Source organism: Bradyrhizobium sp. HKCCYLRH3061 (assembly GCF_051168015.1).
Classification (GTDB): domain Bacteria; phylum Pseudomonadota; class Alphaproteobacteria; order Rhizobiales; family Xanthobacteraceae; genus Bradyrhizobium.
In genome coordinates this window covers 495454-520994 of record NZ_JBNPUE010000002.1, presented here as the reverse complement: position 1 = coordinate 520994, position 25541 = coordinate 495454, and the positions used below count along the sequence as shown (strand labels likewise).

The following is a 25541-nucleotide window of genomic DNA, read 5'->3' as shown; positions in this document are numbered from 1 at the left end:
GCCCGACACGGGATCACGCCTCCCCGAACACGCGCTTGAAGATCGTGTCGACGTGCTTGAGGTGGTAGCCGAGGTCGAACTGCTCGTCGATCTCGGCATCTGTGAGATACTTCTTCACCTCGGCATCGGCCTTGAGCAAGGTGCGGAAGTCGCCTTCGCCGCGCCAGACCGGCATCGCGTTGCGCTGGACGAGCTTGTAGGAGTCCTCGCGGCTCGCCCCCTTCTGGGTCAGCGCGATCAGCACGCGCTGCGAGTGCACGAGGCCGCCGAGCTTGTCGAGGTTCTTCTCCATGTTGGCCGGGTAGACCAGCAGCTTCTCGATCAGGCCGGCGAGGCGCATCAGCGCGAAGTCGAGCGTGACGGTGGCGTCGGGGCCGATCATGCGCTCGACCGAGGAGTGCGAGATGTCGCGCTCGTGCCAGAGCACGACGTTCTCCATCGCGGGCGTCACATAGGCGCGCACCATGCGGGCGAGGCCGGTGAGGTTCTCCGACAGCACCGGGTTGCGCTTGTGCGGCATCGCCGACGAGCCCTTCTGGCCCTCCGAGAAGAACTCCTCGGCTTCGAGCACCTCGGTGCGCTGCAGATGGCGCACTTCGGTCGCCAGGCGCTCCACGGACGAAGCGATGACGCCAAGGGTCGCAAAGAACATCGCGTGGCGGTCGCGCGGAATCACCTGGGTGGAGATCGGCTCGGGGCTGAGGCCCATCGCCTTGGCGACGTGCTCCTCCACCCGCGGATCGATCTGGGCGAAGGTGCCGACGGCGCCGGAAATCGCGCAGGTCGCGACTTCCTTGCGCGCGGCGACCAGGCGCTCGCGCGCGCGGGAGAATTCGGCATAGGCATAAGCGAGCTTGAGGCCGAAGGTCACCGGCTCGGCGTGGATGCCGTGCGAGCGGCCGATGGTCGGCGTCATCTTGTGCTCGAAGGCGCGCGTCTTCAGCGCCGCCAGCACGCGGTCGAGATCGGCGAGCAGCAGGTCGGCGGCGCGGGTGAGCTGGACGTTGAGGCAGGTGTCGAGCACGTCGGAGGAGGTCATGCCCTGGTGCACGAAACGCGCCTCGGGGCCGACGATCTCGGCGAGATGGGTCAGGAAGGCGATGACGTCGTGCTTGGTCTCGCGCTCGATCTCATCGATGCGGGCGACGTCGAAGGTGGCGTCCTTGGCCTTGGCCCAGATCGTCTTGGCCGCGTCCTTCGGGATCACGCCGAGTTCGGCCAGCGCGTCCGCCGCATGCGCCTCGATCTCGAACCAGATCTTGAACCGGGTCTGCGGCTCCCAGATCGAGGCCATTTCGGGACGGCTATAGCGGGGGATCATCGACGGCGCTCCAAGGCGGGAGGGAAGGTGGGCGGGACCAAGCGTCCACGCCGGCATTTTACGCCGCGCTTTACCAGAGCGGCCGGATCGACACAAACGGCGGTCTTTCCGGCCGGTTGGCTTGCCGGCTCAGGATCATAATACCATTTTTTGAAAATCGCGCTGACAGATATTGAAATCTGTCAGCGCGATGGTGTATATCCATTTTGCCATCTTGCTTAAGACCAACCTGCACTGTCTGACCTTGGGTTCAGCGGTTTCAACTGCGAAGGACCGCTTCGATGAAGATTGAAAAGCGATTGTTGCACTCACAATTTCAGGACTGGCTGAATCTCCAGGTCGCACGTCACCTGGAGGCCCAGGCCGCCAAGTTCCGCGCGCCGTCGTCCGCCGATCGGGCTGAGACGATCCAGATCAAGGCGCATACGTCCGACGCCGATATGGTGCACGCATGAATGAGGCCGTGGTTCTGACATCCGAGCGCATCCTCGAAGTCACCGAGGATGTGTTGCGCCGGTACGGGCTCGCCAAAGCGACGGTCGTCGACGTCGCGAGAGCGCTCGATGTCAGCCACGGCTCCGTCTATCGTCACTTTCCCAGCAAGGCCTCGCTGCGCGAGGCGGTTGCCAAGCGCTGGCTCGAGCGGGTCAGCGCGCCGCTGGCGCAGATCGCGGCGGAGCCGGGCCCCGCGCCGGCGAAGCTGGAGCGCTGGCTGCGCGAGCTGTTCGGCGCCAAGCAGAAGAGGGTCTGCGAAGATCCGGAGATGTTCGCGACCTATCTCACCCTGGCGCGCGAGGCGTGCTCGGTGGTCAAGGCGCACAAGCAGAACCTGATCGCCCAGGTCGAGGGCATGATCGCGGAGGGCGTCGCGCAGGGCGCGTTCGATGTCGCTGATCCCAAGACCGCGGCCGCCGCGATCTTCGATGCGACGAGAAGTTTTCATCATCCCGCCCATGCCGACGAGTGGGGCGAGTGCACCTGTCAGGCCCGGGCCGATGCGGTGCTGACCTTGTTGTTGCGCGGGCTTGCGGCGCGTTAGCCAAGCGTAGCCCGCATGAGCGTAGCGACATGCGGGTTCAGACGCGGAGTGCGTGAGACCCCGGATATCGTTGCGCTCATCCGGACTACAAATCCGTCAGCCCGCTGGTCACCGCCAGCCGCACGAGCTGTGCATCCGTCTGCAATCCGGTCTTGGCCTTCACCAGATAATGATAGTTCTGCACCGTCTTGACGCTGAGGTGCAGGTTCGCGGCGATCTGCTCGGTGGTCAGGCCCGAGGCGAACTGGCGCAGGATCTCGATCTCGCGTTCGCCCAACCGGTCCAGCACGGTCTGCTGCGGATCGAGGCTGTCGGCGGCCAGCACATGGGCGACGTCGTCGCTGAGCGCGCGCCCGCCGCTGATCACCATGCGGATGGCACGGACCAGCGCCGACGGCTCGCTGCTCTTGGTGACGAAGCCGCTCGCGCCGGCGGCGAATGCCGCCTTCACCAGCGGCGCGTCGCCATGCATCGAGAACACCAGGATGCAGGCGCGATTGTCGCGAGCGCGGATGTTGCGGATCGCCTCCAGCCCGCTGGCGCCCTTCATCGAGATGTCGAGCACGACCACGTCGGGCGCATGCGCCTTGAAGGCGGCATAGGCCGCCGCGGCGCTGTCGGCCTCGGCGATGACTCGAAACCCGTCCTGGCTCTCCAGCACGCGGCGATAGCCTTGCCGGACCACCGGGTGGTCGTCGACCAGCAGGATCGAAATGCCTGTGCGCTCGGGCATCCCCGTAATTCAGGCGGCCAGTGGAATTGTCGCGGAGACGCTGAGCCCGCGCGCGGCCGCTCCGATCGACAGCGAGCCGCCGACGGCGGCGATGCGCTCGCGGATTCCGGTCAGGCCGAAGCCGCGCGATTGCGCCAGCAATGTCGCATCGCCGCCGCCGTCATCCTCGACTGAAATCAGCAGCGCACTGTCAGGCCCGGAGCGCCGCTCGACCCGCAACGACACCTCGCTCGCGCTGGTGTGGCGCAGGGCGTTGGTCAGGCACTCCTGCGCCATCCGGTAGGCGGTGACCGCGACCGGGCCCTGGATGTCGGCGAGATCGCCGTGGAGGTCGAGCCGGATCGCCGGTCGCGCGGCATGCTGATAGTTCTCGGTCAGCGCGATCAGGCCTGCGGCGAGGCCGAGCTCCTCGGTGAGCGGACGGCGCAGCCGGCTCAAGGTGCCGCGCAGGCACGCCATCAGATGGCTGACGGACTGCGTGATCATGCGTGCATCCTGGGCGACCTGATCGTTGCGGCCATGGCCGGCGCTCTCGATCGTCGAGGCAAAGGCGAGGATCGCCGTGAGGTTCTGCCCGAACTCGTCGTGCAGCTCGCGGGCGAGCGCCCGCCGCTCCTCGTCGCGGATGTCGAGCAGGCGTTCGGTCAGCGCGGCGCGCTGCTCGTTGGCCTGCGCCAGCCGGTCGCCGAGCTCGCCGACGGCGCGGCCGATCATCGCGAGCTCCATCGAGCGGAAGCGCGGCAGTGAGGGGCGGTGGTCGCCCTCGGCCATCCGCTGCAGCGCCGAGACGATGCTGCGCGCCGGCGCCAGCGCATGGGCGATCGCCAGCGAGGCCAGTACGCCGATCGCGACCGCCATCGCCAGCGCCACGCCAAAGCTGTCCTGGATGCGCAGCCAGGCGAGCTGGATCGCCGCATCGGGATCGGCGATCGCCGAGACGGTTCCCGCCGTGGTGGCGCGCGCGCTGATCGGCTGCGCGACCGCCGCGTGATCGCCGAGGATGGCTTCCACGGCGCCTGAGAACCAGCGCGGCGGCGCGGCGCCGAGGCCCTTGCTCTGGCCGCACAGCGGCTTCTCGAACGCCGCCTCGGGCTTGAACTGTACGCAGATGCCGGGCGCGATCAGCTTCATGGTCTCGGTCGTGCGCCAGTCGGGCAGCGGCAGCAGCCGCTCGCGCGATCGGTTGCCGCGCAGCAGCAGCTCGCGCCAATACAGCGCCTCCAGCGCTTGCGAGACCCGGTCGGCCGATGCCGCGGTGGCGCGGTCGACGCTGCGATAGGCGTCGACGGTGACCCATAAGGCCGCGGCGGCCAGACACAGCAGCACGATCAGCGCGAGGCGCGCAATGAGCTGGAGCACGAGACGCATGCGATCCTCTCCACGGCTTTGCCGCAGCGTAACAATGGGATGGTCCGTCGCCAAGCAAATGCACTGCAGCAAGCGGAAGGTTGGGAAATTTTCCCGAGAGCCTCGAGGCAGATGTCTTTGGACGCTGTTCCGCCGCTCTGCTTAACTCCTGTGCGAAGCGCCGAACGAAACGGCGCGCATCGGGAGTTCATGCATGAGCGTGGTCAGCAGTGCCGAACGAGTGGAACCTGCGCGCGACGCAGCCGAGCGCGGGCCGCTGCTGCTCTGGATGATCTTCACCGGCCTCACGATATTCGCCGCCGTGGTGCTCGCCCGCTACGGCTATTTCCACCTGATGGTCGCCTCCGACCGCACCTACATCTCCAGCGTCGTCGCCGTGCTCTACGTCGCCACGTGCTGCCATTGCTTCTGGCGCACCAGAGCGATCGCGCGCGAGGCGGATGCGGCGCGGCGCTGCCGCGCCGTGCTGATCGGGCCCGATGCGGCGCGCGCGCTCGAACCTGATGCGCAGTTGCTTCCCAATGGGCTGGTCACCAACCACATCCGCAGCCTCGTCACCAAGGCGCAAACGCAGGGGGCAGGGCGCCTCGACCAGACGCTGCTGCTGCGGACGCTCGCCGACCGCCTGCGCGGCTCCAACGGCTTCGGCGGCTTCGCCTCGGACACGCTGATGAAGCTCGGCCTGCTCGGCACCATCATCGGCTTCATCATCATGCTGGCGCCGATTGCCGGCCTCGACGTCAACGACAAGCTGGCGATGAAATCCTCGATGGGGCTGATGAGCGACGGCATGGCGGTGGCGATGTACACGACGCTCGCCGGCCTCGTCGGCTCGATCCTGGTGCGCATCCAGTACTACATGCTGGATGCGGCGACCGGGCGCGTGTTCTCGGACGCGGTCATGCTCACCGAGACGCGGGTGACGCCGCGGCTCGAGCGCGCGATGGATCGTGCGCCGGAGCAGGGCGCATGATGGACGATTTCGGGCTCTATCCGCGCGAGGAGCAGTTCGACCCGTTCAGCGTCATGCTGTTCAAGGCGCTGCAGATCGTCGCGTTCTTCTTCTTCATCGCGGTGCTCGCGATCTCGCCGGACGCCAAGGACGGCAAGGTCGACTCGAAGGCCGAGTTCCTGATCACGATGGACTGGCCGGATAACCATCCCGACGATCTCGACCTGTTCGTGCAGGACCCTGTCGGCAACATCGCCTGGTACCGGCATCGCGAGGCCGGCTTCCTCACCCTCGACCGCGACGACCGCGGCGGCGCCAACGACTTCATCCTGGTCAACGGCCTGAAGATCCCGTCGCCGATCCGCGAGGAGATCGTCACGATCAGAGGCATCGTCGCCGGCGAATACACCGTCAACATCTCGCATTTCCAGAACGTCAGCGGCGCGCCGGTCGAGGCCACCGTGAAGGTGCAGAAGCTCAACCCGACGGCCCAGGTCATTTTCGACGACAAGGTCGTGCTCGACCATTCCGGCGACGAGAAGACCGCGCTGCGCTTCAAGCTCAATGCGGAAGGCAAGGTGATCGACGTCCAGCGGCGGCCGAAATCGCTGCTGGAGACGTTCCGGAATGTCCGCGCCAACGGCGCCGACCTCGATCCCAAGACCGGCGTCAGGATGATCAGGCGATGATGAGCAATCTGCAGACCGTCATCGTCACGCTGTCCGTGTGCTATGCGCTGATCGGCGCGCTGCTCTTGCTGGTGCTGGTCTATGCAAGGCTGCCGTGGCAGGTGAAGGCGGTCGCAGTGATCGTCACCAGCGCGTTCTATGTCGGCAGCTTCGTCGGCGCCCGCGGCCTGCTCGGCTGGGCCAGCGTCGACCGGCTGCCGCGGAGCTTCAAGGTGCTGCAGGTGCGGATCGTCGATCCGCACTCCGTCGAGGGCGATCCCGGCGCGGTCTATCTGTGGGTCGAGGCGCTGGACGACGACAACCGTCCGAGCGGCGTGCCGCGCGCCTATCGCATTCCCTACAGCGACACACTTGCCGACAAGGCCCAGCACGCCGCCGACCAGATCGCGGCGGGCCATCCGCAGGGCGGCCGCGCCGCTGATTTCGGCACCGGCGACGGCGGCGTCATCGACGCCGCGCGCGAATACATCCTGCCGAAGACCATCATCGAGACCGCTGGCGGCGATCCCTCCACCGGCGAGTTCAAGGCCGCCAAGAACGCCGGCGACGGCGTCTCGTTCACGCCACTTCTGCCGCCGCGCATGCCGCCGAAGGACGAGCAGTGAACGGGGCGACGCGGAAGAACCTCCCAGCGGAGAGTCGATAACTCGCCACCGTCATTGCGAGGAGCGAAGCGACGAAGCAATCCAGGGTCCAGTTCGCAGCCCTGGATTGCTTCGCTGCGCCCGCAATGACGGCGGAAAATGACCGCGGCGCAAGCGGTGAAATTGCCAACTTTCTCCATTCAAGCTAGGCTCAGGATCGTCTAGCAATCCAGCCGAATGCGCGTTTCATTTGTTGATTGAATCTCGAGGGGGGCTTCGCGATGCGTAAGCTGATGATTGCGTTTTTGGCCCTGATGTTGTGGCCGGCCGGACCGGCTCTGGCCTGGTGGGACGAGGGCCACATGCAGATCGCCTATCTGGCCTACAAGAAGCTATCCCCGGCGACGCGGGACCGGGCCGATGCGCTGCTCAAGCTCAATCCCGACTACGCCAGCTGGATTGCCGGCGCGCCTGCGGGACAGGAGAAGCTCTACGCTTTCGTGCATGCGGCGACCTGGCCGGACGACATCAAGATGAAGCCGGACTATTACGACGATCAGGTGACGGATTCGACAGCGAAGCAGCTGGTGCCGTACGGCCACCTCAAGCATCAGTACTGGCACTACAAGGACGCGCTGTTCTCGGCCGACGACACGCCGCTGCCGCGCCCTGATGCTGTGGATGCGGTGTCGCAGCTCAAGCTGATGATCGCCAAGCTGCCGGCGAACACCGACGCCTCGGAGCCGCTGCGTTCGTACAGCCTCAGCTGGAGCATCCACCTCGTCGGCGATCTGCACCAGCCGCTGCACGCCATCGCCCGCTATTCGTCCGCGCTTCCCGACAAAGGCGGCGACCGCGGCGGCAATGAGGAGCAGGTGATCGCCGCCAACGGCGAGACGCAGAATCTGCACGCCTATTGGGACGGCATCTTCGGCGGCTATTCGACCGTGTTCGGCGCGATCTTCGACGCCGACCAGCGCGGAGGCCTGTCGACCGTCACGCCCGACGCCGGCAAGGCGCAGATCATCGACCCCGCGGTGTGGGCGCAAGAGAGCTTCGATCTCGCCAAGACGGTGGCCTATGCCTCTCCCGTTCGCACGGACAAGCAGCCGGTCGAATTGACCCGCGAGTACGAGACCAACGCCCGCGACCTCGCCCGCAAGCAGGCCGCGCTTGCCGCGGCGCGGCTCGCCAACCTGCTCGAGGTGGTGCTGCGGTAGAGCCGCCTGCGCCTCACGGCGCCCGCGTCGGACGAACGACGATCTCGTTGACGTCGACATCGTCGGGTTGCTCGATGGCATAGCGCACGGCGCGGCCGATCGCGTCCGGCTGCAGGGCAATCGCGCGGTAGCTGCGCATCATCTCGGCTGCGGTCTCGTCGGTGATGGTGCTGGCGAGTTCGCTCTCGACCACGCCCGGATGGATGCAGGTGACGCGCAGCTTGTCATTTTCCTGCCGGAGCCCGTCCGAGATCGCCCGCACGGCGTGCTTGGTCGCGCAGTAGATTGCGGCGGTCGGCACGACCTGCAGAGCGCCGATCGAGGCGATGTTGATGATGTGTCCGGAGCCGCGCGCCAGCATGCCTGGCAACACCGCCGCGATGCCGTTCAGCACGCCCTTGATGTTGACGTCGACCATGCGATCCCACTCGTCGACCTTCATCGCGGCCATCGGCGACAGCGGCATGATGCCGGCATTGTTGATCATGACGTCCACGTGCCCCCACAAGGCACGCGCGGCCTCGGCGAAGGCCGCGACATCGGTGCTGTCGGTCACATCCAGCGCCCGCACCTCGGCGGTTCCGCCGTCCGCGCGCAGCTCGGCGGCCAGCGCCTCCAGCCGATCCAGGCGGCGCGCGCCCAGCAGCAGCCGCGCGCCCGTGGCGGCCAGCTCGCGTGCGATTCCCGCGCCAATGCCGCTCGAAGCCCCGGTAATCAGGATGACCTTGTCCATGTTCAACTCCCGTCGGTTGGTGACGGACGGAAGCTAGTTTGCCGGGATTGTCACAACAATTTGCCCAATAATTGTCTCGGTGGTAAGCGTGTCTAACCAATGCGGATCGACAAGAACATGATCGAGCTGTTCGTGGCGGTCGCCGATGCCGGCAGCTTCCGCCTTGCCGCGGACCGTCTGGGCGTGACGCGGTCTGCCGTCAGCCAGGCCATGGGCAGGCTGGAGGACCATCTCGGGATTTCCCTGGTCAGCCGGACGACCCGCAGCTTCAGCCTGACCGAGGCGGGACGCCGTTTCTATGCCGATGTCGCGCCGGCGATCGGCGCGCTGAATGCCGCCGCCGAGCAGATCGGCGACAAGGCCGGGCCGCCGTCCGGCCTGCTGAGGCTGGCCGTGTCCTCCATCGCCGAGCGCTTCATCTCCGGGCCATTGCTGTCCTCGTTCATGCAAACCTATCCCGCGATCGAACTGGACATCACCATCACCGACGACACCTTCGACATCGTCGCCGAGCACTACGACGCCGGCGTGCGCCTGGGAGAAGTCATCGCGCAGGACATGATCGCCGTCCCGGTGTCCGGAGATCAAAGGCAGCTGGCCTTTGCCGCACCGAGCTATCTGGAAGCGCACGGCGCGCCGGCGCACCCGCGCGACCTGATCCATCATGCCTGCATCGGCTGGCGGCCCGCGCCGCTGGCCGCTCCCTATCGCTGGGAGTTCACCGAAGCGGGCAGGGACTTCAATGTCGAGGTGAAGCCCAGCCTGACGACCAACGACATGTTGTTGATGATCCGCACCGCATGCGCGGGCGGCGGCATCACCTTCGGCATGGAGGAGACGTTCCAGCCCTACGTCGCGCGTGGCGAACTGGTGCCTCTGCTCGAAAGCTTTTCCGCGCCGTTTGCCGGATTCTACCTGTACTTTCCAAGGCGCCGGAACCTGGCGCCCAAGCTCCGCGCGCTCATCGACCATGCGAGGCGGGGACTATGACAGTTGCGCGCGTAGCCCGGAGACCTGGGAGCCATCGTGTGAAGAAGATCGTTCTCGCCATCATCGTCCTCATGCTCGTTCCAACAGCGTTTGTTGGTGTGGTTCTCATGTTGCCTTGGGACCCGATTGCACTGCCGAAATGCCCGTCGCCCGCGGGCGTGCCGGCGTTTCGTCGATTTGATGATGTGCCTCCGGAGCTGGTCCGTGCTCTGACGCAACGCGTCGGCGAGATCGCGCCTGTTGGCGCATGGTTCGACGCCACGGACGTGGTCTTGACCGGCAAATTTCGCCGCTTGATCTTCATCTGGCGCCGGAGCAACAGATGGGTGGTCGCAACCGAACACGGAGGTTTTGTCTACAACAATCCGATCTTTGCCTTCCAGATCGAGGGGGATGGGCGAGAAGCGGTGTTTGTGAGAGAAGAGATCGCGGAGCCTCGCTCGATTTGCTCGGCTGCATCCAGCCTTCTTGACTTTGTCGGCCAGCCAGGAACGTAGCCCGGATGAGCGCAGCGACATCCGGGTTCACCGACACAGCGCGTGAGGCCCCGGATATCGCTGCGCTCATCCGGGCTACGAAGCTCGCTAGGCTCGCGGCGTCGCGAGCCAGTCCCGCCAAAACTGCTCCTGCGCCGTAACCGAAGCTGGGACGACATCCGGCCCCTCGGAAAAGATGTCGACGAGATCTTCCCTTCGGGCGTGTCGGCCCATGGTCATCCGGTAGGCCTTGAGGCCCTGACCCATGTCTCGCGCCATCCCCGACGGGTACACGTTCAGACTTGCGCCATAGCAGAATGGCATGAGGTCATCTTCGGCCAGCACGCTCCGCAAGTCGCAAAGCGCCTGGAAGAAATCGGTCGCAGTGCTTTCGATGCTCCGATCCCTGTAGTCGCAACTGAGCCGACAGAGGTCGTCATTATCAAGCAAGGTGAAGACCGCTGTCTCACCATCACGGCCGCCGACGAGGCGCAATCTGTGCTGCTCTTCCATGTCCGGTCCTTTACACGGATGATTCAGATTAGATGACGGCCATGATGTCGGCAATGAGTCCATCGCGACGTAACCCAGATGAGCGCAGCAGCCACATCCGGGTTCACCGACATAGCGCGTGAGACCCCGGATATCGCTGCGCTCATCCGGGCTACGACATGGCTAACGCCATCTCTCCACCTGCGACGACAGGTGAACCGGACGAAATATTTGTTTCCTTTTTTCAGAAATCATGCTATACGCCGCCATCCCGTCCCGAGCAGAGGGGCGTAGCGCGCGATCGTCACGACACGTGGGGCGGGGAAGCGATGGACGCTGGGCTGGCGTGAGACGAGCGCTTGGCCTGCGGACGTGAAGTCGTGTCGTCCTGGCCTCCCGGTGCCGAGGTCAAGCTGACGCCAGCGCTCGCGCGCTGCGTCAATGACGGGGTCAACAAGCCGGTCCCCGGGGAGATCACGATATAAGCGTTAAAACCGTCGCGCGGGGAATGCCGGATGTTCGGCTGAACCTGTGGTGACTGCCGCCTGCTTTTTTTCTGCAGGCGGGCCATGGGTGAGGCCTTCACCCGGCATTCCCCGCGCCCTCTCGCTCGTTCGATGGGGCACAGCGATCGCACAGCTCGGGCGAGGTCCGCCGCGAGAACGCGACGTCGTGACGCCGATGGATCGGCCGCGCCGAAATACTCCTTGCTCCGATCCGCCTGGTTTGATGTTGCTCAAATTCCGTGCGAAGCCCACTTGTACGGTGGAACCGGGAGGACACGTGTGCTGCTGGCGATTTTCACCGATATCCATGCCAATCGGCAGGCCTTTGCGGCCTGCCTGGAGGCGGCGCGTGCGCGTGGCGCAGATCGTCTCATCTGCCTCGGCGACATCGTCGGCTATGGCGCCGATCCGGAATGGTCGGTCGACACGGTCATGGCGATCGTCGCCGAGGGCGGGCTGGCGGTGCGCGGCAACCACGACAATGCCGTCTCGGTCGCGAGCGAGACCATGAATGCCGAGGCGCAGGCGGCGATGGAGTGGACGCGCGGCCGGCTCAGCGCCGAGCAGCGCCGCTTTCTCGCCGAACTGCCGATGAGCATCGGTGACGACGACCGATTGTTCGTGCATGCGGAAGCGTCCAGTCCGCCGCGCTGGCGCTATGTCCAGTCGTCGGCCGATGCCGCGCGCAGCATGATCGCGACCGAGGCGCAGGTGACGTTCTGCGGCCACATCCACCGTCCGGCGCTGTACTCGATGTCCGCCACCGCCAAAATGACGAGCTTTACCCCGACCGCCAACATGCCCATTCAGCTGTTGCGCGGCCGGCAATGGCTGGCCGTGGTCGGCTCGGTCGGCCAGCCGCGCGACGGTGATCCGGCCGCGTCGTTCGTGACCTTCGACACCAAGACCCGCGAGCTGACCTATTGCCGCGTGCCCTATGACGTCGAGGCGGCGGCGCAGCGCATTCGCGACAACGGCCTGCCGCCCTGGCTGGCGCAGCGGCTCTCGATGGGGCGCTAGAGCATGACGAAATCAAAGCTCAAGCCGGGCGTCGTGATCGACGGCTTCACGGTCGGCGAATGCGTGCATTCCGGCGGCATGGCGACGTTGTGGAGCGTCACCCATCCGGACATCGACCGGCCCATCCTGATGAAGGTGCCGCGCGTCTCCGAGGGCGAGGATCCCGCGGCGATCGTCAGCTTCGAGATGGAGCAGATGATCCTGCCGAAACTGTCCGGGCCGCATGTGCCGGCCTGTTTCGGCACCGGCGATTTCGCCACCCAGGCCTATGTCGTGATCGAGCAGATTCCGGGCGAGACGCTGTACAAGCGGCTGCCCGAGCTGCCGCTGGCTTACGAGGAGGCGCGGGTGCTGGTCGCGAAGATCGCGACCGCGCTCGCCGATATTCACCGGCAGCACGTCATCCATCACGACATCAAGCCCTCCAGCATCATGTTCCGGCCGTCGGGGGAGGCGGTGCTGATCGACTACGGCCTGTCCTGCCACAAGCACTTGCCGGATCTCTTGCAGGAGGAGTTCCGCCTGCCTTACGGCACTGCCCCCTACATGGCGCCCGAGCGCATGATGGGCACGCGCAGCGATCCGCGCAGCGACATCTTTTCGCTCGGCGTGTTGCTCTACTTCTTCACCACCGGCGTGCGGCCGTTCGGCGAGACCGAGACGCTGCGGGGCATGCGCCGGCGTCTCTGGCGCGATCCCTATCCGCCGCGGCAATTGAAGCCGGACTATCCACCGTGGCTGCAGGAGATCGTGCTGCGCTGCCTGGAGATCGAGCCGGTCTGGCGCTACCCGACCGCGGCGCAGCTTGCCTTCGATCTCGGCCATCCCGACCAGGTCAAGCTCACGGCGCGCGCGGAGAAGGTCAAGCGCGATCCGATCACGACCGTGTGGCGGCGCCGCTTCAACCGCGGCCTGGTGCAGCCGGAACAGAAAGCATCCGATGTCGCGGTGCAGATCGCCTCCAGTCCGATCGTGGCGGTCGCGATCGACACCGCGGAAGGCGGCGAGGAGCTCAACGGCGCGCTGCGGCTCACCGCGCAGCGCATCCTCGCGACCTTGCCTGCGGCGCGGCTCGCCTGCGTCAACGTGCTGAAGCTCGGGCGCCTCACCATCGACCGCACCCTGGACGAGGAGGGCAACAACAAGCACATCGATCGCATGGTCGCGCTGAAGCACTGGGCGACGCCGCTCAAGCTCGACGCCAGCCGGCTGACGGTGCATGTGCTGGAGGCCGTCGATCCTGCCGCCACCATCATCGAATTCGCCGAGGCCAACCAGGTCGACCACATCATCATCGGCGCCCGCCGCGATTCGGTGCTGCGTTCGCTGCTCGGCAGCGTCTCGGCGAAGGTCGCCGCGGAGGCGGGGTGCACTGTCACCGTCGTCCGCACACGCCACGCCGCGCGAGAGGCGGATGATGAGGATGACGACGCGCCGGGCAAGGCCGTATCGGGGACGTGAGACGTTAGAGTTGAGATAGAAGTCCGGTTCCGATCGCGCGTCCTACGAGGTCCGGCGTTGCCGGAGCATTCGCGGGCCCGCGCCCCTCACCGGAACGGCCGCAGCTTCATGTGGCGGTTGGCGTCCTTGTAGAGCAGATAGCGGAAGCGGCCGGGGCCGCCGGCGTAGCAGGCCTGAGGGCAGAACGCGCGCAGCCACATGAAGTCGCCGGCCTCGACCTCGACCCAGTCGCGGTTGAGCTTGTAGACGGCCTTGCCCTCGAGCACGTAGAGTCCGTGCTCCATCACATGCGTCTCCAGGAACGGGATCACGGCGCCGGGCTCGAAGGTGACGATGTTGACGTGCATGTCGTGGCGGACGTCGAGCGGATCGACGAAGCGCGTGGTGGCCCAGCGGCCGTCCGTGCCGGGCATCCCGACGGGCGCGGTCGTCGCCTCGTTGGTGACGATGGCGTCCGGCGCGGGGATGCCGGGGACGGCCTCATAGGCCTTGCGGATCCAGTGGAAGGTCGCGGGCGCCGCGCTGGCGTTCTTCAGCGTCCACTTGCAGGAGGGCGGCAGGAAGGCGTAGCCGCCCTTGCCCAAGCGATGCTCGGTGCCGGCGATGGTCAGCGCGATCTCGCCCCCGACGACGAACAGCACGCCTTCGGCCTCGGGATCAGGCTCCGGCTGGGTGCTGCCGCCGCCGGGCGACACCTCGACGATGTATTGCGAGAACGTCTCCGAGAAGCCGGAGAGGGGACGCGCGATCACCCAGGTCCGCGTCTTGTCCCAGAACGGCAACGCCGAGGTGACGATGTCGCGCATCACGCCCTTGGGGATCACGGCGTAGGCCTCGGTGAACACGGCGCGTCCGGTGAGAAGATCGGTCTGCGGCGGGTGGCCGCCCTGCGGCACGAAGTAGTTCGGCTTGTCCATCGTCGTCTCTCCTGCGCGCGGATCGGCACGCCCGCGCGCCATGATTCAGGGGATGCTCAGGAACAGCGGCTGGTCGAGCCACAGCTCCTCGAGATTGTCGGGACTCATGCGGTCGACCACCATGAAGCGCGAGGCCTCGTCGAACACCAGCAGCGGATGATGCCAGACGTTGCGCGCGTAGTTCACGCCCTGGCGTCCGCTGGCGGCGAAGGCGCGGTAGCTCGCGGGATCCCGCGGATCGGCGCAGACCAGCACCAGCCAAGGCCGGTTCTGCAGTGGCATGAACAACTGGGTGCCGAGCGGATGCCGCTCCATCAGCCTGATCTCGATCGGGAGCGGCCGCGGCTTGGCCTCGAACAGGCTGATATTGACGTCGACGCCGCCCGAGGTGACGTCGATGGCGGCGAGGCCGTTGCAGCGGCGGGCAAAGCCCTGGTTGATGTCGATGGGCTGGGCGCCATCGGTCTCGACGACGTCGCCGAAGGCGGCGAACGCGGCTTTCGTCAGCGGCTGCGGCGTGAGCGTGTGCATCCCGCCTCGCGTGCCTCAGATCGCTTCGCCGCGCGCCAACGTGGCGGCGCTGCGGATCGCGGCGATGTTGCTGCGATAGGCCTCCTCCGTGCCGCCCTTGAACACGGCGGAGCCTGCGACAAAGGCGTTGGCGCCGGCCGCGGCGAGCGCGCCGGCATTGTCGCGGCCGACGCCGCCATCGACCTCGATATCGATCGGCCGGCCGGCGGTCATCGCCCGCAGATCCTGGATCTTGCCGATCGCCGAGGGAATGAAGGCCTGGCCGCCGAAGCCGGGATTGACCGACATGATCAGCACGAGGTCGACGAGGTCGAGCACGTATTCGATAACGTTGAGCGGCGTCGACGGGTTGAGCGAGACGCCGGCCTTCTTGCCGAGCGCGCGGATCGCCTGCAGCGAGCGATGCAGATGCGGGCCGGCCTCGGCATGGACCGTGATGTGGTCGCAGCCGGCCTTGGCAAAGGCTTCGAGATAGGGATCGCAGGGCGTGATCATCAGATGCGCGTCGAAGATCTTGGTGGTGTGCGGGCGCAGCGCCTTGATGACGTCAGGGCCGTAGGAAATGTTCGGCACGAAATGGCCGTCCATGACGTCGAGATGGATCCAGTCGGCCCCGGCGGCATCGACGGCGCGAACCTCCTCGCCGAGCTTGGAGAAATCCGACGCCAGGATCGAAGGCGCGATGACGAGCGGACGCGGCGTGAAGGGCTGGGTCATGGACGGCTGTTCCAGTGCGATCGGGATTGTCGCCGTATCATGCAGGGGCCAGTCCGGCAACGCGAGCAGGAAAAATCTGCCGGGCGCGGCATGAAGTGCCGGGTTGGGGCATCCGCAACATCGCGAAATGTCCGGACATATCAGCAGTTTGGCGATGGCATGGCGATTGCGAGGAGAGCGGACGTTCGCATGTCGCCGCCGTTCGCTGCGGCCTTCTCGGAGTTTCACCATGTGGTTTGCACTGGGGGCCGCGGCGTCGGTCCTGGATGGACTGCAGTCGCTGGGATCCACCAAGTCTGGTTCCGGCAAATCGGGCAATGCTGGCGGCGGGCTGTTCAGCCTCAGCGGCGGCAACGCGGGCAGTTCCGGCAATTTCGCCCCGTGGTCGAGCTCCGGCAGCAGCAGCTCGGGGCAGATCGCGCCGGAGACGATGAACGCGCTGCTGGCGGCGCAGAGCCAGTCGGGCACGACGTCGAGCGCGAGCTCGAGCGCCAATCCGCTGCAGGACCTGTTCTCGCAGATCGACGGCGACGGCGACGGGCAGATCACGAAGTCGGAATTCGAGAACGCGCTCGGCGCCGGTGGCACCAACCTCGCCAATGCCGACAAGGTGTTCGGCAAGCTCGACAGCAACGGCGACGGCAGTGTCAGCATGGACGAGCTGACATCGGCGCTGAAGGGGGCGGGAAGCGGTCGTGGCCATCATCATCATCAGGCCGGCTCTGGCGGGTCGGGCAGCAGCGGCAATTCGTCGGGAGCAGGAGCGGATGCGCTGATGCAGGCGCTGTCGGGCGCCTCGAGCTCCTCGTCCACCAACAGCGACGGGTCGACCACCACCACGATCACCTACGCGGATGGCTCGAAGGTGACGCTGACGACGCCGGCGGCCACCACCGCCTCCAGCGCTGCGACCTCGTCCTACAACATGATCGAGAAGCTGATCCAGCGGCAGTCCAACATGCTGTCAGCCTCCACGTCTTCTACGACCGCGATCAGCGCGTAGGCTCAGCTGCCGAAGCGGCCTTGCCAGGACGGCAGCGCGCCGGCGAAGGGCAGCGGCCTCGCGTGATAGACGCCGCGCGCGATCGCGCGCGCCAGGACGTTGGCCGCGACCATGCCGAGCTCGCTCAGCTCGACCAGCGGCTCGATCGGCCTGGCGCAGGTCGCCGCCGCGAACACGATGTCGCCGTCGAGCGGCAGATGCACCGGATAGATCGCACGCGCCATGCCGGTCTGCGCCATCATCGCGAGCCGCTTGGCCTGCGCCTTGGTCAGGACGGCGTCGGTCACGACGAGGCTGATCGTGGTGTTCTCGGAGGCCGACGCCGCCGGGCCGCCCTTGATGCGCATCGCCAGCATGTCCGGCGTGAAGGCGGCCGGCAGGCCGCGGCCGCCGAACTCGCCGTCGACCTCGTACGGCGCTGCCCAGAACCACGGACCGTCGCCGACCGTGACGCTGCCGACCGCATTCACGACCGCGACGGCCGCGACCTTGATGCCGCCTGTCGTCGTCGCTGACGCCGAGCCAAGTCCGCCCTGCAGGTTGGCGGTGGTGGCGCCGAGCCCGGCACCGACGCTGCCGAGCGCGAAGGTCGTGTCGGCCGCCGCTGCGGCCGCATAGCCGAGCTCGCGATAGGGCGCGTAGCGACCCCAGGCCTTGTTGCCGCCGTTCAAGAGGTCGAACATGATCGCGCCGGGGACGATCGGGATCAGCGCGTCGCGCACGGCAAAGCCGCGCCCCTGTTCCGCCAGCCAGGCCTGGATGCCGCTCGCGGCCTCCAGCCCGAACGCCGAGCCGCCCGACAGGGCAATGGCGTCGACCCGTTCCACGGTATTCGCAGGATCGAGCAGAGCGTCCTCGCGCACCCCGGGCCCGCCGCCGCGGATGTCGATCGCGGCGACCGCCGGCTGATCGAACAGGATCGCGGTGACGCCGGACGCGAGCGCCGCGTCATCGGCGTGGCCCACGCGCACGCCAGGGATGTCGGTGAGGAGGTTCTGCACGGTCGCCCTCGCTGCAGGTGATGATGCCGGATGGATAGCGCGGCCGACGCGGCGGCTCAATGCAACAGCGCGCTGCTTCATCGCTCCAGCGCGATGCGGATCATGCGTGCGAGCTCGGGCTTGCGGTAGGGCTTGGGCAGCAGCAGCACGCCGGCGTCGAGGCGGCCGTGATGCACGATCGCATTCTCGGTATAGCCCGAGGTGAACAGCGTCCGCAGCGACGGCCGCCGCGCGCGGGCGGCATCGGCGAGCTGGCGGCCGTTCATGGCGCCGGGCATGATGACGTCGGTGAACAACAGGTCGATCTCCGGATGACGCTCCAGCACGTCGAGCGCCTCGGCGGCGTTGGCTGCAGCCAGGGTGGTGTAGCCGAGGCTGCCGACCTGGGCGATCACGTGCTGGCGTACCAGCGGATCGTCCTCCACGATCAGGATCGTCTCGTTGCCGCCGCGCGCGTCCGGCGCCTGCAGGCCCGCGCTGGCGGCCGGAGCGGACGCCGAGTGCGGCAGATACAGCTTGATCGAGGTGCCGTGGCCGACCTCGCTATAGATCTTGATATGGCCGCCCGACTGCTTGACGAAGCCAAACACCATGCTGAGGCCGAGGCCCGTGCCCTTGCCGGTGCCCTTGGTCGAGAAGAACGGATCGAACACCTTCTCGAGATAGGCGGGCGGGATGCCGCAGCCGGTATCGCTGACGGCGATCATCACGTAATCGCCGACGGCAACCTCGCTATGGGCGTCGGCATAGTCCTGGTCGAGCGCGACGTTGGCCGTTTCCAGCGTCAGCTTGCCGCCCTGCGGCATCGCATCGCGTGCATTGAGCGCGAGGTTGACGATCGCGGTGGCGAGCTGGTTCGGATCGGCCAGTGCGGTACATGGATCGGAGCTGAGCGTGCGCTCGATCTCGATCTGCGCGCCGAGCGTCGGCTGCAGCAAGGCTGCGGTCTCGTTCAACAGCGCGTTGACGTCGAGATCCGTCGGCTGCAGCGGCTGCTTGCGGGCGAAGGCCAGCAACTGCCGCGTGAGCTGCGCGCCGCGGTCGGCGGAGTCGTCGATCAGCTTGGCGACGGAGGCGAGCTCCGGCCGGTCGGACACGGCGTCGGCAAGAATGCCGATGCTGCCGGTGATGACGGTGAGGATGTTGTTGAAGTCGTGGGCGACGCCGCCGGTGAGCTGCCCGACCGCCTCCATCTTCTGCGCCTGGCGGAATTGCGCCTCGGCGGCGCGCTTCTCGGTGAGGTCGCGGCCGACGAAGAAGTGGCGCTGCACCGGGTCCGACCAGCTCGCCATCCAGTTCAGGACGACGCCGCGGCCTTCCTTGTGCAGGAGCTGCGCCTCGAAATTGTGGACGTCGCGGCCGCGGCGGCAGGCGCGCATCTGGCTACGGACCGCCTCGAGCTCGGGCGGAAAGACGAAGTCGCTGGCATTGCGGCCGACCATCTCCTCCGGCCGGTAGCCGAGCACGTCCACCGCGCTCGGGCTGACCTGCATCAATTGTCCGTAGGAGTTGGCCACCAGGATCAGGTCCTGCGAGGTCTCGAAGATGCGGCGGCGCTCCTCGGTCTCACGGGTCAGGGCGGTTCGGGTGCGCTTGCTCTCGGTGATGTCGCGCGCGACCTTGGAGGCGCCGACGACCGCGCCACGCGCGTCGAGAATCGGGGACACGCCGAGCGACACTTCGATCTCGTGGCCGTCCTTGTGGCGGCGGATCGTCTCGTGATGCTCGATGTTCTCGCCGTCCCCGATCCGGCTCAGGATGCGATCGACCTCGCTGCGCCGTTCCGCGGGCACGATCAGGCCGATGTCGTGGCCGAGCGCCTCGTCTGCGCGATATCCGAACAGGTGTTCGGCAGCGCGGTTCCATGACGTGATCTTGCCCTGCAGCGTCAGCGTGATGATGGCGTCGCTGGAGGATTCCACCACGGCGCTGAACAGCCGCTCGCGCGCGATGAAGCGTGCCCGCTCGCTCTCGCTCTCGCGGCGCTGCCGTTGCAACAGCCGCGTGAGTCTTGCCTGCAGACTGACATTGTCCGCGAGCAGGACGCCAAGCACGAAGCTCGCTGCCAGCAGGCCGTAGATGCGCCCTGCGTAGTAGCCGAGGTCGAATCGGGCGGCGTTGAGCAGCGAGGAGAGCGAGAGATCGAACAGCCAGGCGCACAGCACCACCATGACCCAGAGGTCGAGAATGCTGTGCGGCCGGCGCAGCGCCAGCACGAGCAGGGCAGCCGACGTCACGCACCAGATGGCGCCGACCACGATCTTCAATGCCGGCGTGGCAGCGTCGGCGCGGACGAGCGCGGGCAGCGCTGCATCATGGGCGATCACCGCCCAGGTCAGTGCCGCAAGCGCGATCGCCACGCCGAGAATGGCGACCGACAGCGACAGCGCGACGGATTTGACGGGTGTCGGATGGACACGGTCGTGCAGCGCATAGGCGAGAACGAACAGCGGGAACGCGCCGTGCCAGATCATGTAGATCCACACCGCGGTCTGCGGCCCTGCGTCGAGCAGGCCGCTGTGAGAATACAGCCCCGGAAACACCAGCGTATGCAGCAGCGACGCCGGCGCGGTGAACAGGTAACCGGAGGCCAGCCACAGCAGTGGTCGGGAGCGCAGCAGCACGAACTGGGAGAACAGCAGGAACGCAGTGATGAGATCGTTTAGCGCCAACGCCGATTGGTAGCTCGCGACGAACGCAGGCACTGCCGGCAACTGCACCTTTGCAAAGGGAGCGGCAGCGGCAAACAGCAGGGTCGAGATCGCAATCGCAGCCAATGCTGCGATCTGGTCTCGGCGCGTCGCGGTGGACGTCGACAGAAGGACTTCGCGATGATCCTCGATGCTCTGCATCTCCAGGAATCCTGCGCAACAGAGCCAACGTGCAAAACGCGGCGGCCACCACTTGTGCGCGATAAAAATCAATGTTCTAATGAAGGTTGTATGGTACCAGATCGAGACGTTCTGTAGAATGAGTCGATAGTAGAAGTAACTGCACCTTTACCGCTAATGAGATAAATATACCGGTAGTTGTGCTCGATTTCCTTCGATGTTGTAGGCTGTCCAACGGAAAAATTCTGGAGAAGTTGATGCCACGGATTCTGGTGGTCGACGATCAGAAGGATGTGCGCGCCATGATCTCCATGGTGCTGCGCGTCAATCAGTTCGACGTGGTCGAAGCGGGAACCGCCGCGTCCGGACTGCAGCTGTTCCGCGACCAGGCATTCGATGCGGCCATCGTCGACATCTATCTCGATGATTCCAATGGGCTCGATCTCATCGGTAGCATGCGTGCGCTGGTTCCCGACGTGCCGGTGGTCGCCGTCTCCGGCATGAACGCCTTCGATGGCGCGTCGATGTCGGACGAGCTGACCCGTGTCGTGTACTTGCAGAAACCGTTCCGCCCGGCGGAGCTGATGCGCGCCGTCGAAACGGCCCGGTCGGCAGTCGCGGCGAAGGGGGCCGCATCGCTTTCGGCCTGTGCCGGCTGAGCCGGCCTGCTACTTTCTCTCCGTATGACGGAGTTTCGCAATTTCCTTCAGACGTTTCGACAAAACGCCCCGGTCGATGACCGGGGCGTTTGCATCCAGCTGATGATCGAAGCGGGAGTTCCTATCAGGATCCCTTGCCGCCGAGCTCGGCGTAGCCGCCCTTGGCGTCCCATTTGTAGACGACGTAGTCGATCTGCTTGATGTCGCCCTTGGCGTCGAAGCCGAGCTTGCCCAGCACCGTGTCCCACTCGCCGGCCTTGATGGTGTCCATCACCTTCTTGGCGTCGGTGGTATTGGCCTTCTTCACCGCCTGCGACCAGACCTGGATCGCGGCGTAGGTGTAGAGCGTGTAGCCCTCGGGATCGATGTTCTTGGCCTTGAACTTGTCGACGATCGCCTTCGCGCTCGGCTTGTTGCGCGGCTCGGGGCCGAAGGTGAACAGCGTGCCTTCCGCGGCAGGACCGGTGATCGAGGCGAACTCCTTGTCGTTCATCGCGTCGCCCGCCATCAGGATGGTCTTGAGACCCTGGTCGCGCATCTGGCGCAGGATGAGGCCGGCTTCCTGATGATAGCCGCCGACATACACGAGATCGATGTTGTCACGCTTCAAGCGAGAGACGATCGCGTTGAAGTCCTTGTCGCCCTTGTTGTAGGACTCGAACATCTTCTCGGTGACGCCGGCCTTGTTCAGCGCCTTCTTGGTCTCGTCAGCGAGACCCTTGCCGTAGGTGGTCTTGTCATTGAGGATCGCGATGTTCTTGCCCTTGAAGTTCTTCGCGATGTAGTTGGCGGCGACGAGACCCTGCTGATCGTCGCGGCCGCAGACGCGCGCCACGTTCCACAGCTTGCGCTCGGTGAACAGCGGGTTGGTCGAGGCGGGCGTGATCTGCAGGACGTTGCTGTCGGCATAGGCCTCGGAGGCCGGGATCGACGACGACGAGCAGAAATGGCCGGCGACGAACGGAATGCCGGAGCCGGCGAGCTTTTCGGCAACCGAGCGTGCCTGCTTCGGATCGCAGGCATCGTCACCCACCTGCAGTGCGAGCTTCTTGCCGAGCACGCCGCCGGCGGCGTTGAGGTCGGCCACCGCCATCTCGGCGCCGTTCTGCATCTGGCGGCCGAAGGCCGATTCACTGCCGGTCATGGGGCCGGCCACGGCGATGTTGATGTCTTCGGCGAAAGCTGCGGTCGAGAGCGCCAGCGATGCGCCCAGAGCCAAGCCGATGAGTTTGAGTGGTTTCATGAGAAATCCTCGCGGGGGGTAGGTCGACACGGAACGGCCCGAACGGCGGGCCGCAGACCGCGCGCATTGTGGCTGATTTTCCGGCGAAGTCACCGGCAATTTTTGACCACACCTACGAAGGACTAAGGCCATTCTGGCCGGGTTTTGAGGGCCCGCCTCAGTGGCGGCCGCCCTCAAGATAGGCGGCGCGGATCTCCGGCCGCTGCAGCAGCTCGGTGCCGGTGCCCGACAGCGTAATCATGCCGTTGACCAGTACGTAGCCGCGATGGGCGAGCTTCAGCGCATGATTGGCGTTCTGCTCGACGATCAGCACGGTGAGCCCGTCCTGGCGGTTGAGTGTCCGAATGGCGTCGAAAATCTGGCGGGCGATCAGCGGCGCCAGGCCGAGCGAGGGCTCATCCAGAAGCAGCAGGCGGGGCCGGCTCATCAGCGCGCGCCCGATCGCAAGCATCTGCTGCTCGCCGCCGGACAGCGTGCCGCCGCGCTGGTCCATGCGCTCCTTCAGCCGGGGAAACAGCGCGAAGACGCGCTCCAGCGTGCCGGCCCGCTCGGCGTCGGTCGTCTCGCCGGCATCGGCGCCCATCTGCAGGTTTTCCGCCACGCTCATGCGCGGAAAGATGCGGCGTCCCTCGGGCGACTGTGCGATGCGCAGCCGCGCGATCTGATGCGTCGGCACCTGCGTGATGTCGTTGCCGTCATAGACGATGTGCCCGGAGCTCGCGCGCGGGCGGCCGAAGATCGACATCATCAGCGTCGACTTGCCGGCGCCGTTGGCGCCGATCAGCGCGACGATCTCGCCGGGCTTGATGTCGAGATCGACGCCCTTCAGCGCTTCGATCTTGCCGTAGGACGCGCGAAGATTGCGGATCGCGAGCAGGGACGCACTCACGCCTCGGCCTCCATCACGGCTGCGGCCTCTTCCTCATCGGTGCCGAGATAGGCGGCGATGACCTTCGGGTCGTCGCGGATCTCGCGCGGCGTGCCCTCGGCGATCTTGACGCCGTAGTCCATCACGACGACGCGGTCGGAGATTTCCATGACGACGCTCATGTCGTGCTCGATCAGCAGGATCGACGTGGCGTGATCGGCCCGGATCGACAGCAGCAACTCGCTGAGCGCCGCGCTCTCCCGCGCGTTGAGGCCGGCGGCCGGTTCGTCGAGGCAGAGCAGGGCCGGCGAGGTGCACATCGCACGCGCGATCTCCAGCCGGCGCTGGTCGCCATAGGCCAGATTGCCGGCCGCGTCGTCGGCGCGGTCGATCAGACCGACGCGCTTCAGCCAGAACACCGCATTGTCGATCGCGCTCTGCTCGGCCGCGCGCCACGAGGGCACGCCGAGCAGGCCGAGCAGCGTCATGCCGGACGCGCGCATCAGCGCGTTGTGCTGCGCGACCATCAGGTTCTCGAGCGCCGTCATGCCCGGAAACAGCCGGATGTTCTGGAACGTCCGCGCCACCTTGGCCTGTTTGGAGATGTTGAAGTCCTTCAGCTTCTGCATCTCGTACTGCGTGCCGTCATCATGGGTCAGGCGGATGACGCCGGAGGTCGGCTTGTAGAAGCCGGTGATGCAGTTGAACACGGTGGTCTTGCCGGCGCCGTTGGGGCCGATCAGGGCCGTGATCTGCGTGCGTTGCGCGGTGAACGACAGCGCATTGACGGCGACGATGCCGCCGAAGCGCATGGTGAGGTTTTCGAGTGCGAGAATGGGAGCGGAGCTCATCCGTGGCCTTCCTTGACGAGGTCCGAAGAGATGCTCTTGGATTTCTCCAGGAATACGGTCGGCGCGCGATGGCCGACAATGCCGCGGGGACGCCAGATCATCACCAGCACCATGGCGAGACCGAACACCAGCATGCGGTAGTCCTCGAGGCTTCTGAACAGCTCGAAGCCGCCGATCATGGCGAGCGCCGCCAGTGCCACGCCGAGCTGCGATCCCATGCCGCCGAGCACGACGATGGCGAGCACCAGCGCCGATTCCTGGAAGGTGAAGGATTCCGGGCTGATGAAGCCCTGGCGCGTCGCGAAGAAGGCGCCGGCGAAGCCGCCGAACATCGCCCCGGTCGCAAATGCGGTCAGCTTGGTGGTGGTGATGTTGATGCCGAGCGCGCGGCAGGCGACCTCGTCCTCGCGCAGCGCTTCCCAGGCGCGGCCGATCGGCAGCCGGCGCAGCCGGATGGTGACCCAGTTGGTCAAGAGCGCCAGCGCCAGGATCAGATAGAACAGGAAGACGATGCGATGCGTCGGCGAGAACGGGATGCCGAGCATCGACGCAAGGCCGCCTTCGCCCGGTGTGAGCGGAATGCCGAACAACGTCGGTCGCGGAATCCCGGAGACGCCGTTGGGACCGCCGGTCACGTCCTGCCAGTTGATGAGGACGAGGCGGATGATCTCGCCAAAGGCCAGGGTGACGATGGCGAGGTAGTCACCGCGCAGCCGCAGCACCGGAAAGCCGAGCAGCACGCCCCAGAATGCGGCGAGGATGCCGGCGAGCGGCAGGCAGATCCAGAACGACAGGCCGAAGGTGGTCGAGAGCAGGCCGTAGGAATAGGCGCCGACGGCGTAGAACGCGACGTAGCCGAGGTCGAGCAGGCCGGCGAGACCGACCACGACGTTGAGGCCCCAACCCAGCATGACGTAGGTGAGGACCAAAATGCCGAGGTCGAGGATGTAACGCTGATTGTAGAAGATCACCGGCACCAGGAGGGTGAAGATCAGCAGCGCCGGCGCGAGATAGCGGCCGGCGACCGACATGCCGCTCTGCACGGCCGGCGGAACGAAGCTGCCGAGGCCGCCGCGCGGTCCGAGCCATAGCCGCAGCAGCTCGACCACGATCGAGCCGACGAACACCGCCGCAACCAGGCTGGCGAGGTCGCCGAAGCGGGTCCAGTATACGAGCTGGCCGCTCTGGCCCGCTTCGGTGCGGACGCCGACCATCAGGGAGAACAGGCCGAGAGCGACCAGTGCGCTGAGAAAGGCCTTCCTGAGGATGAAGGCGGCTCCAACCGGTTCGGAGCCTTTCGACGAGGCGGGAAGGGACGCGCTCACGCGGACTCCAT

At 66.2% G+C, this 25541-nt stretch carries 26 protein-coding genes; 12 read left to right on the top strand and 14 right to left on the bottom strand.

Translation table 11 applies throughout. From position 1 onward, the window contains the following. Positions 1–13 precede the first annotated feature (13 nt). The gene (gene purB, locus ACQR2C_RS06315; protein WP_434880716.1) at positions 14–1321 is read right to left on the bottom strand and encodes an adenylosuccinate lyase; all 1308 of its coding nucleotides are present in this window, start codon (positions 1319–1321) and stop codon (positions 14–16) included. A gap of 281 nt (positions 1322–1602) precedes the next feature. On the opposite strand from purB, the gene ACQR2C_RS06310 reads away from it, so the two are divergent. Both ACQR2C_RS06310 and ACQR2C_RS06305 read left to right on the top strand, forming a co-directional pair. Further along, complete coding sequence (locus ACQR2C_RS06310) at positions 1603–1776, top strand: hypothetical protein (protein ID WP_315801167.1); 174 nt, start codon at positions 1603–1605, stop codon at positions 1774–1776. Further along, positions 1773–2360, top strand: coding sequence for a TetR family transcriptional regulator (locus ACQR2C_RS06305; RefSeq protein ID WP_434880715.1), 588 nt, complete (start codon positions 1773–1775; stop codon positions 2358–2360). The genes ACQR2C_RS06310 and ACQR2C_RS06305 overlap by 4 nt, the downstream gene beginning before the upstream one ends. Before the next feature lie 85 nt (positions 2361–2445). On the opposite strand, the gene ACQR2C_RS06300 is transcribed toward ACQR2C_RS06305, so the two are convergent. Next, complete coding sequence (locus ACQR2C_RS06300) at positions 2446–3093, bottom strand: response regulator (protein ID WP_434880714.1); 648 nt, start codon at positions 3091–3093, stop codon at positions 2446–2448. 9 nt (positions 3094–3102) lie between these two features. Continuing rightward, positions 3103–4461 (bottom strand): histidine kinase, encoded by a 1359-nt coding sequence (locus ACQR2C_RS06295; protein ID WP_434880713.1) that lies wholly within the window; start codon positions 4459–4461, stop codon positions 3103–3105. 193 nt (positions 4462–4654) lie between these two features. On the opposite strand from ACQR2C_RS06295, the gene ACQR2C_RS06290 reads away from it, so the two are divergent. The 4 genes from ACQR2C_RS06290 (at position 4655) to ACQR2C_RS06275 (ending at position 7906) form a co-directional block, all read left to right on the top strand. After that, on the top strand, positions 4655–5434 hold the full coding sequence (locus ACQR2C_RS06290; protein WP_434880712.1) for a MotA/TolQ/ExbB proton channel family protein: 780 nt from the start codon (positions 4655–4657) through the stop codon (positions 5432–5434). Next, on the top strand, positions 5431–6102 hold the full coding sequence (locus ACQR2C_RS06285) for a hypothetical protein (RefSeq protein ID WP_316183106.1): 672 nt from the start codon (positions 5431–5433) through the stop codon (positions 6100–6102). Before ACQR2C_RS06290 ends, ACQR2C_RS06285 begins: the two co-directional genes overlap by 4 nt. Further along, on the top strand, positions 6099–6707 hold the full coding sequence (locus tag ACQR2C_RS06280) for a hypothetical protein (protein ID WP_316183107.1): 609 nt from the start codon (positions 6099–6101) through the stop codon (positions 6705–6707). Before ACQR2C_RS06285 ends, ACQR2C_RS06280 begins: the two co-directional genes overlap by 4 nt. Before the next feature lie 260 nt (positions 6708–6967). Then, positions 6968–7906, top strand: a complete 939-nt coding sequence (locus ACQR2C_RS06275; protein ID WP_434880711.1) for a S1/P1 nuclease — start codon at positions 6968–6970, stop codon at positions 7904–7906. Positions 7907–7919: 13 nt separating this feature from the next. Here the strand turns inward: ACQR2C_RS06275 and ACQR2C_RS06270 are convergent, their stop codons facing one another. After that, positions 7920–8639 carry an SDR family oxidoreductase gene (locus ACQR2C_RS06270; RefSeq protein ID WP_434880710.1) on the bottom strand — a complete coding sequence of 240 codons (720 nt, stop codon included), beginning with the start codon at positions 8637–8639 and terminating at the stop codon, positions 7920–7922. Positions 8640–8738: 99 nt separating this feature from the next. Here ACQR2C_RS06270 and ACQR2C_RS06265 point away from each other — a divergent pair, with 99 nt between their 5' ends. Further along, positions 8739–9629, top strand: a complete 891-nt coding sequence (locus ACQR2C_RS06265) for a LysR family transcriptional regulator (protein ID WP_434880709.1) — start codon at positions 8739–8741, stop codon at positions 9627–9629. A gap of 38 nt (positions 9630–9667) precedes the next feature. Continuing rightward, the gene (locus ACQR2C_RS06260) at positions 9668–10126 is read left to right on the top strand and encodes a hypothetical protein (protein ID WP_434880708.1); all 459 of its coding nucleotides are present in this window, start codon (positions 9668–9670) and stop codon (positions 10124–10126) included. Between the two features lie 87 nt (positions 10127–10213). Here ACQR2C_RS06260 and ACQR2C_RS06255 read toward each other — a convergent pair whose 3' ends face one another. Further along, the gene (locus ACQR2C_RS06255) at positions 10214–10618 is read right to left on the bottom strand and encodes a hypothetical protein (RefSeq protein WP_434880707.1); all 405 of its coding nucleotides are present in this window, start codon (positions 10616–10618) and stop codon (positions 10214–10216) included. A gap of 764 nt (positions 10619–11382) precedes the next feature. Here ACQR2C_RS06255 and ACQR2C_RS06250 point away from each other — a divergent pair. Beyond that, the gene (locus ACQR2C_RS06250; protein WP_434880706.1) at positions 11383–12123 is read left to right on the top strand and encodes a metallophosphoesterase family protein; all 741 of its coding nucleotides are present in this window, start codon (positions 11383–11385) and stop codon (positions 12121–12123) included. Positions 12124–12126: 3 nt separating this feature from the next. Further along, positions 12127–13584, top strand: coding sequence for a protein kinase domain-containing protein (locus ACQR2C_RS06245; RefSeq protein WP_434880705.1), 1458 nt, complete (start codon positions 12127–12129; stop codon positions 13582–13584). 86 nt (positions 13585–13670) lie between these two features. Here ACQR2C_RS06245 and ACQR2C_RS06240 read toward each other — a convergent pair whose 3' ends face one another. The 3 genes from ACQR2C_RS06240 to rpe are packed head-to-tail and all read right to left on the bottom strand — an operon-like array spanning position 13671 to position 15749. Further along, entirely contained in the window at positions 13671–14501 is an 831-nt protein-coding gene (locus tag ACQR2C_RS06240) for a bifunctional allantoicase/(S)-ureidoglycine aminohydrolase (protein ID WP_434880704.1), read from the bottom strand. A 45-nt stretch (positions 14502–14546) separates the two neighbouring features. Then, entirely contained in the window at positions 14547–15032 is a 486-nt protein-coding gene (locus ACQR2C_RS06235) for an ureidoglycolate lyase (protein WP_434880703.1), read from the bottom strand. 15 nt (positions 15033–15047) lie between these two features. Continuing rightward, entirely contained in the window at positions 15048–15749 is a 702-nt protein-coding gene (rpe, locus tag ACQR2C_RS06230) for a ribulose-phosphate 3-epimerase (RefSeq protein ID WP_315801151.1), read from the bottom strand. A 229-nt stretch (positions 15750–15978) separates the two neighbouring features. On the opposite strand from rpe, the gene ACQR2C_RS06225 reads away from it, so the two are divergent. Further along, complete coding sequence (locus ACQR2C_RS06225; RefSeq protein WP_434880702.1) at positions 15979–16752, top strand: EF-hand domain-containing protein; 774 nt, start codon at positions 15979–15981, stop codon at positions 16750–16752. Between the two features lie 2 nt (positions 16753–16754). Here ACQR2C_RS06225 and ACQR2C_RS06220 read toward each other — a convergent pair whose 3' ends face one another. After that, positions 16755–17753, bottom strand: a complete 999-nt coding sequence (locus ACQR2C_RS06220) for a P1 family peptidase (RefSeq protein WP_315801149.1) — start codon at positions 17751–17753, stop codon at positions 16755–16757. A gap of 77 nt (positions 17754–17830) precedes the next feature. Next, positions 17831–20605 (bottom strand): PAS domain S-box protein, encoded by a 2775-nt coding sequence (locus tag ACQR2C_RS06215; protein WP_315801148.1) that lies wholly within the window; start codon positions 20603–20605, stop codon positions 17831–17833. Positions 20606–20841: 236 nt separating this feature from the next. On the opposite strand from ACQR2C_RS06215, the gene ACQR2C_RS06210 reads away from it, so the two are divergent. Then, complete coding sequence (locus ACQR2C_RS06210) at positions 20842–21243, top strand: response regulator (protein WP_315801147.1); 402 nt, start codon at positions 20842–20844, stop codon at positions 21241–21243. A 124-nt stretch (positions 21244–21367) separates the two neighbouring features. Here the strand turns inward: ACQR2C_RS06210 and ACQR2C_RS06205 are convergent, their stop codons facing one another. The 4 genes from ACQR2C_RS06205 to livM form a co-directional block, all read right to left on the bottom strand. Continuing rightward, positions 21368–22486: a branched-chain amino acid ABC transporter substrate-binding protein gene (locus tag ACQR2C_RS06205; protein ID WP_315714776.1), complete on the bottom strand. Its 1119-nt coding sequence runs from the start codon at positions 22484–22486 to the stop codon at positions 21368–21370. Positions 22487–22643: 157 nt separating this feature from the next. Then, positions 22644–23375 carry an ABC transporter ATP-binding protein gene (locus ACQR2C_RS06200; protein ID WP_434873146.1) on the bottom strand — a complete coding sequence of 244 codons (732 nt, stop codon included), beginning with the start codon at positions 23373–23375 and terminating at the stop codon, positions 22644–22646. Further along, positions 23372–24205 (bottom strand): ABC transporter ATP-binding protein, encoded by an 834-nt coding sequence (locus ACQR2C_RS06195; RefSeq protein ID WP_434838429.1) that lies wholly within the window; start codon positions 24203–24205, stop codon positions 23372–23374. The genes ACQR2C_RS06200 and ACQR2C_RS06195 overlap by 4 nt, the downstream gene beginning before the upstream one ends. Beyond that, positions 24202–25530, bottom strand: a complete 1329-nt coding sequence (livM, locus tag ACQR2C_RS06190) for a high-affinity branched-chain amino acid ABC transporter permease LivM (protein ID WP_316238837.1) — start codon at positions 25528–25530, stop codon at positions 24202–24204. Before livM ends, ACQR2C_RS06195 begins: the two co-directional genes overlap by 4 nt. Between the last annotated feature and the right edge of the window lie 11 nt (positions 25531–25541).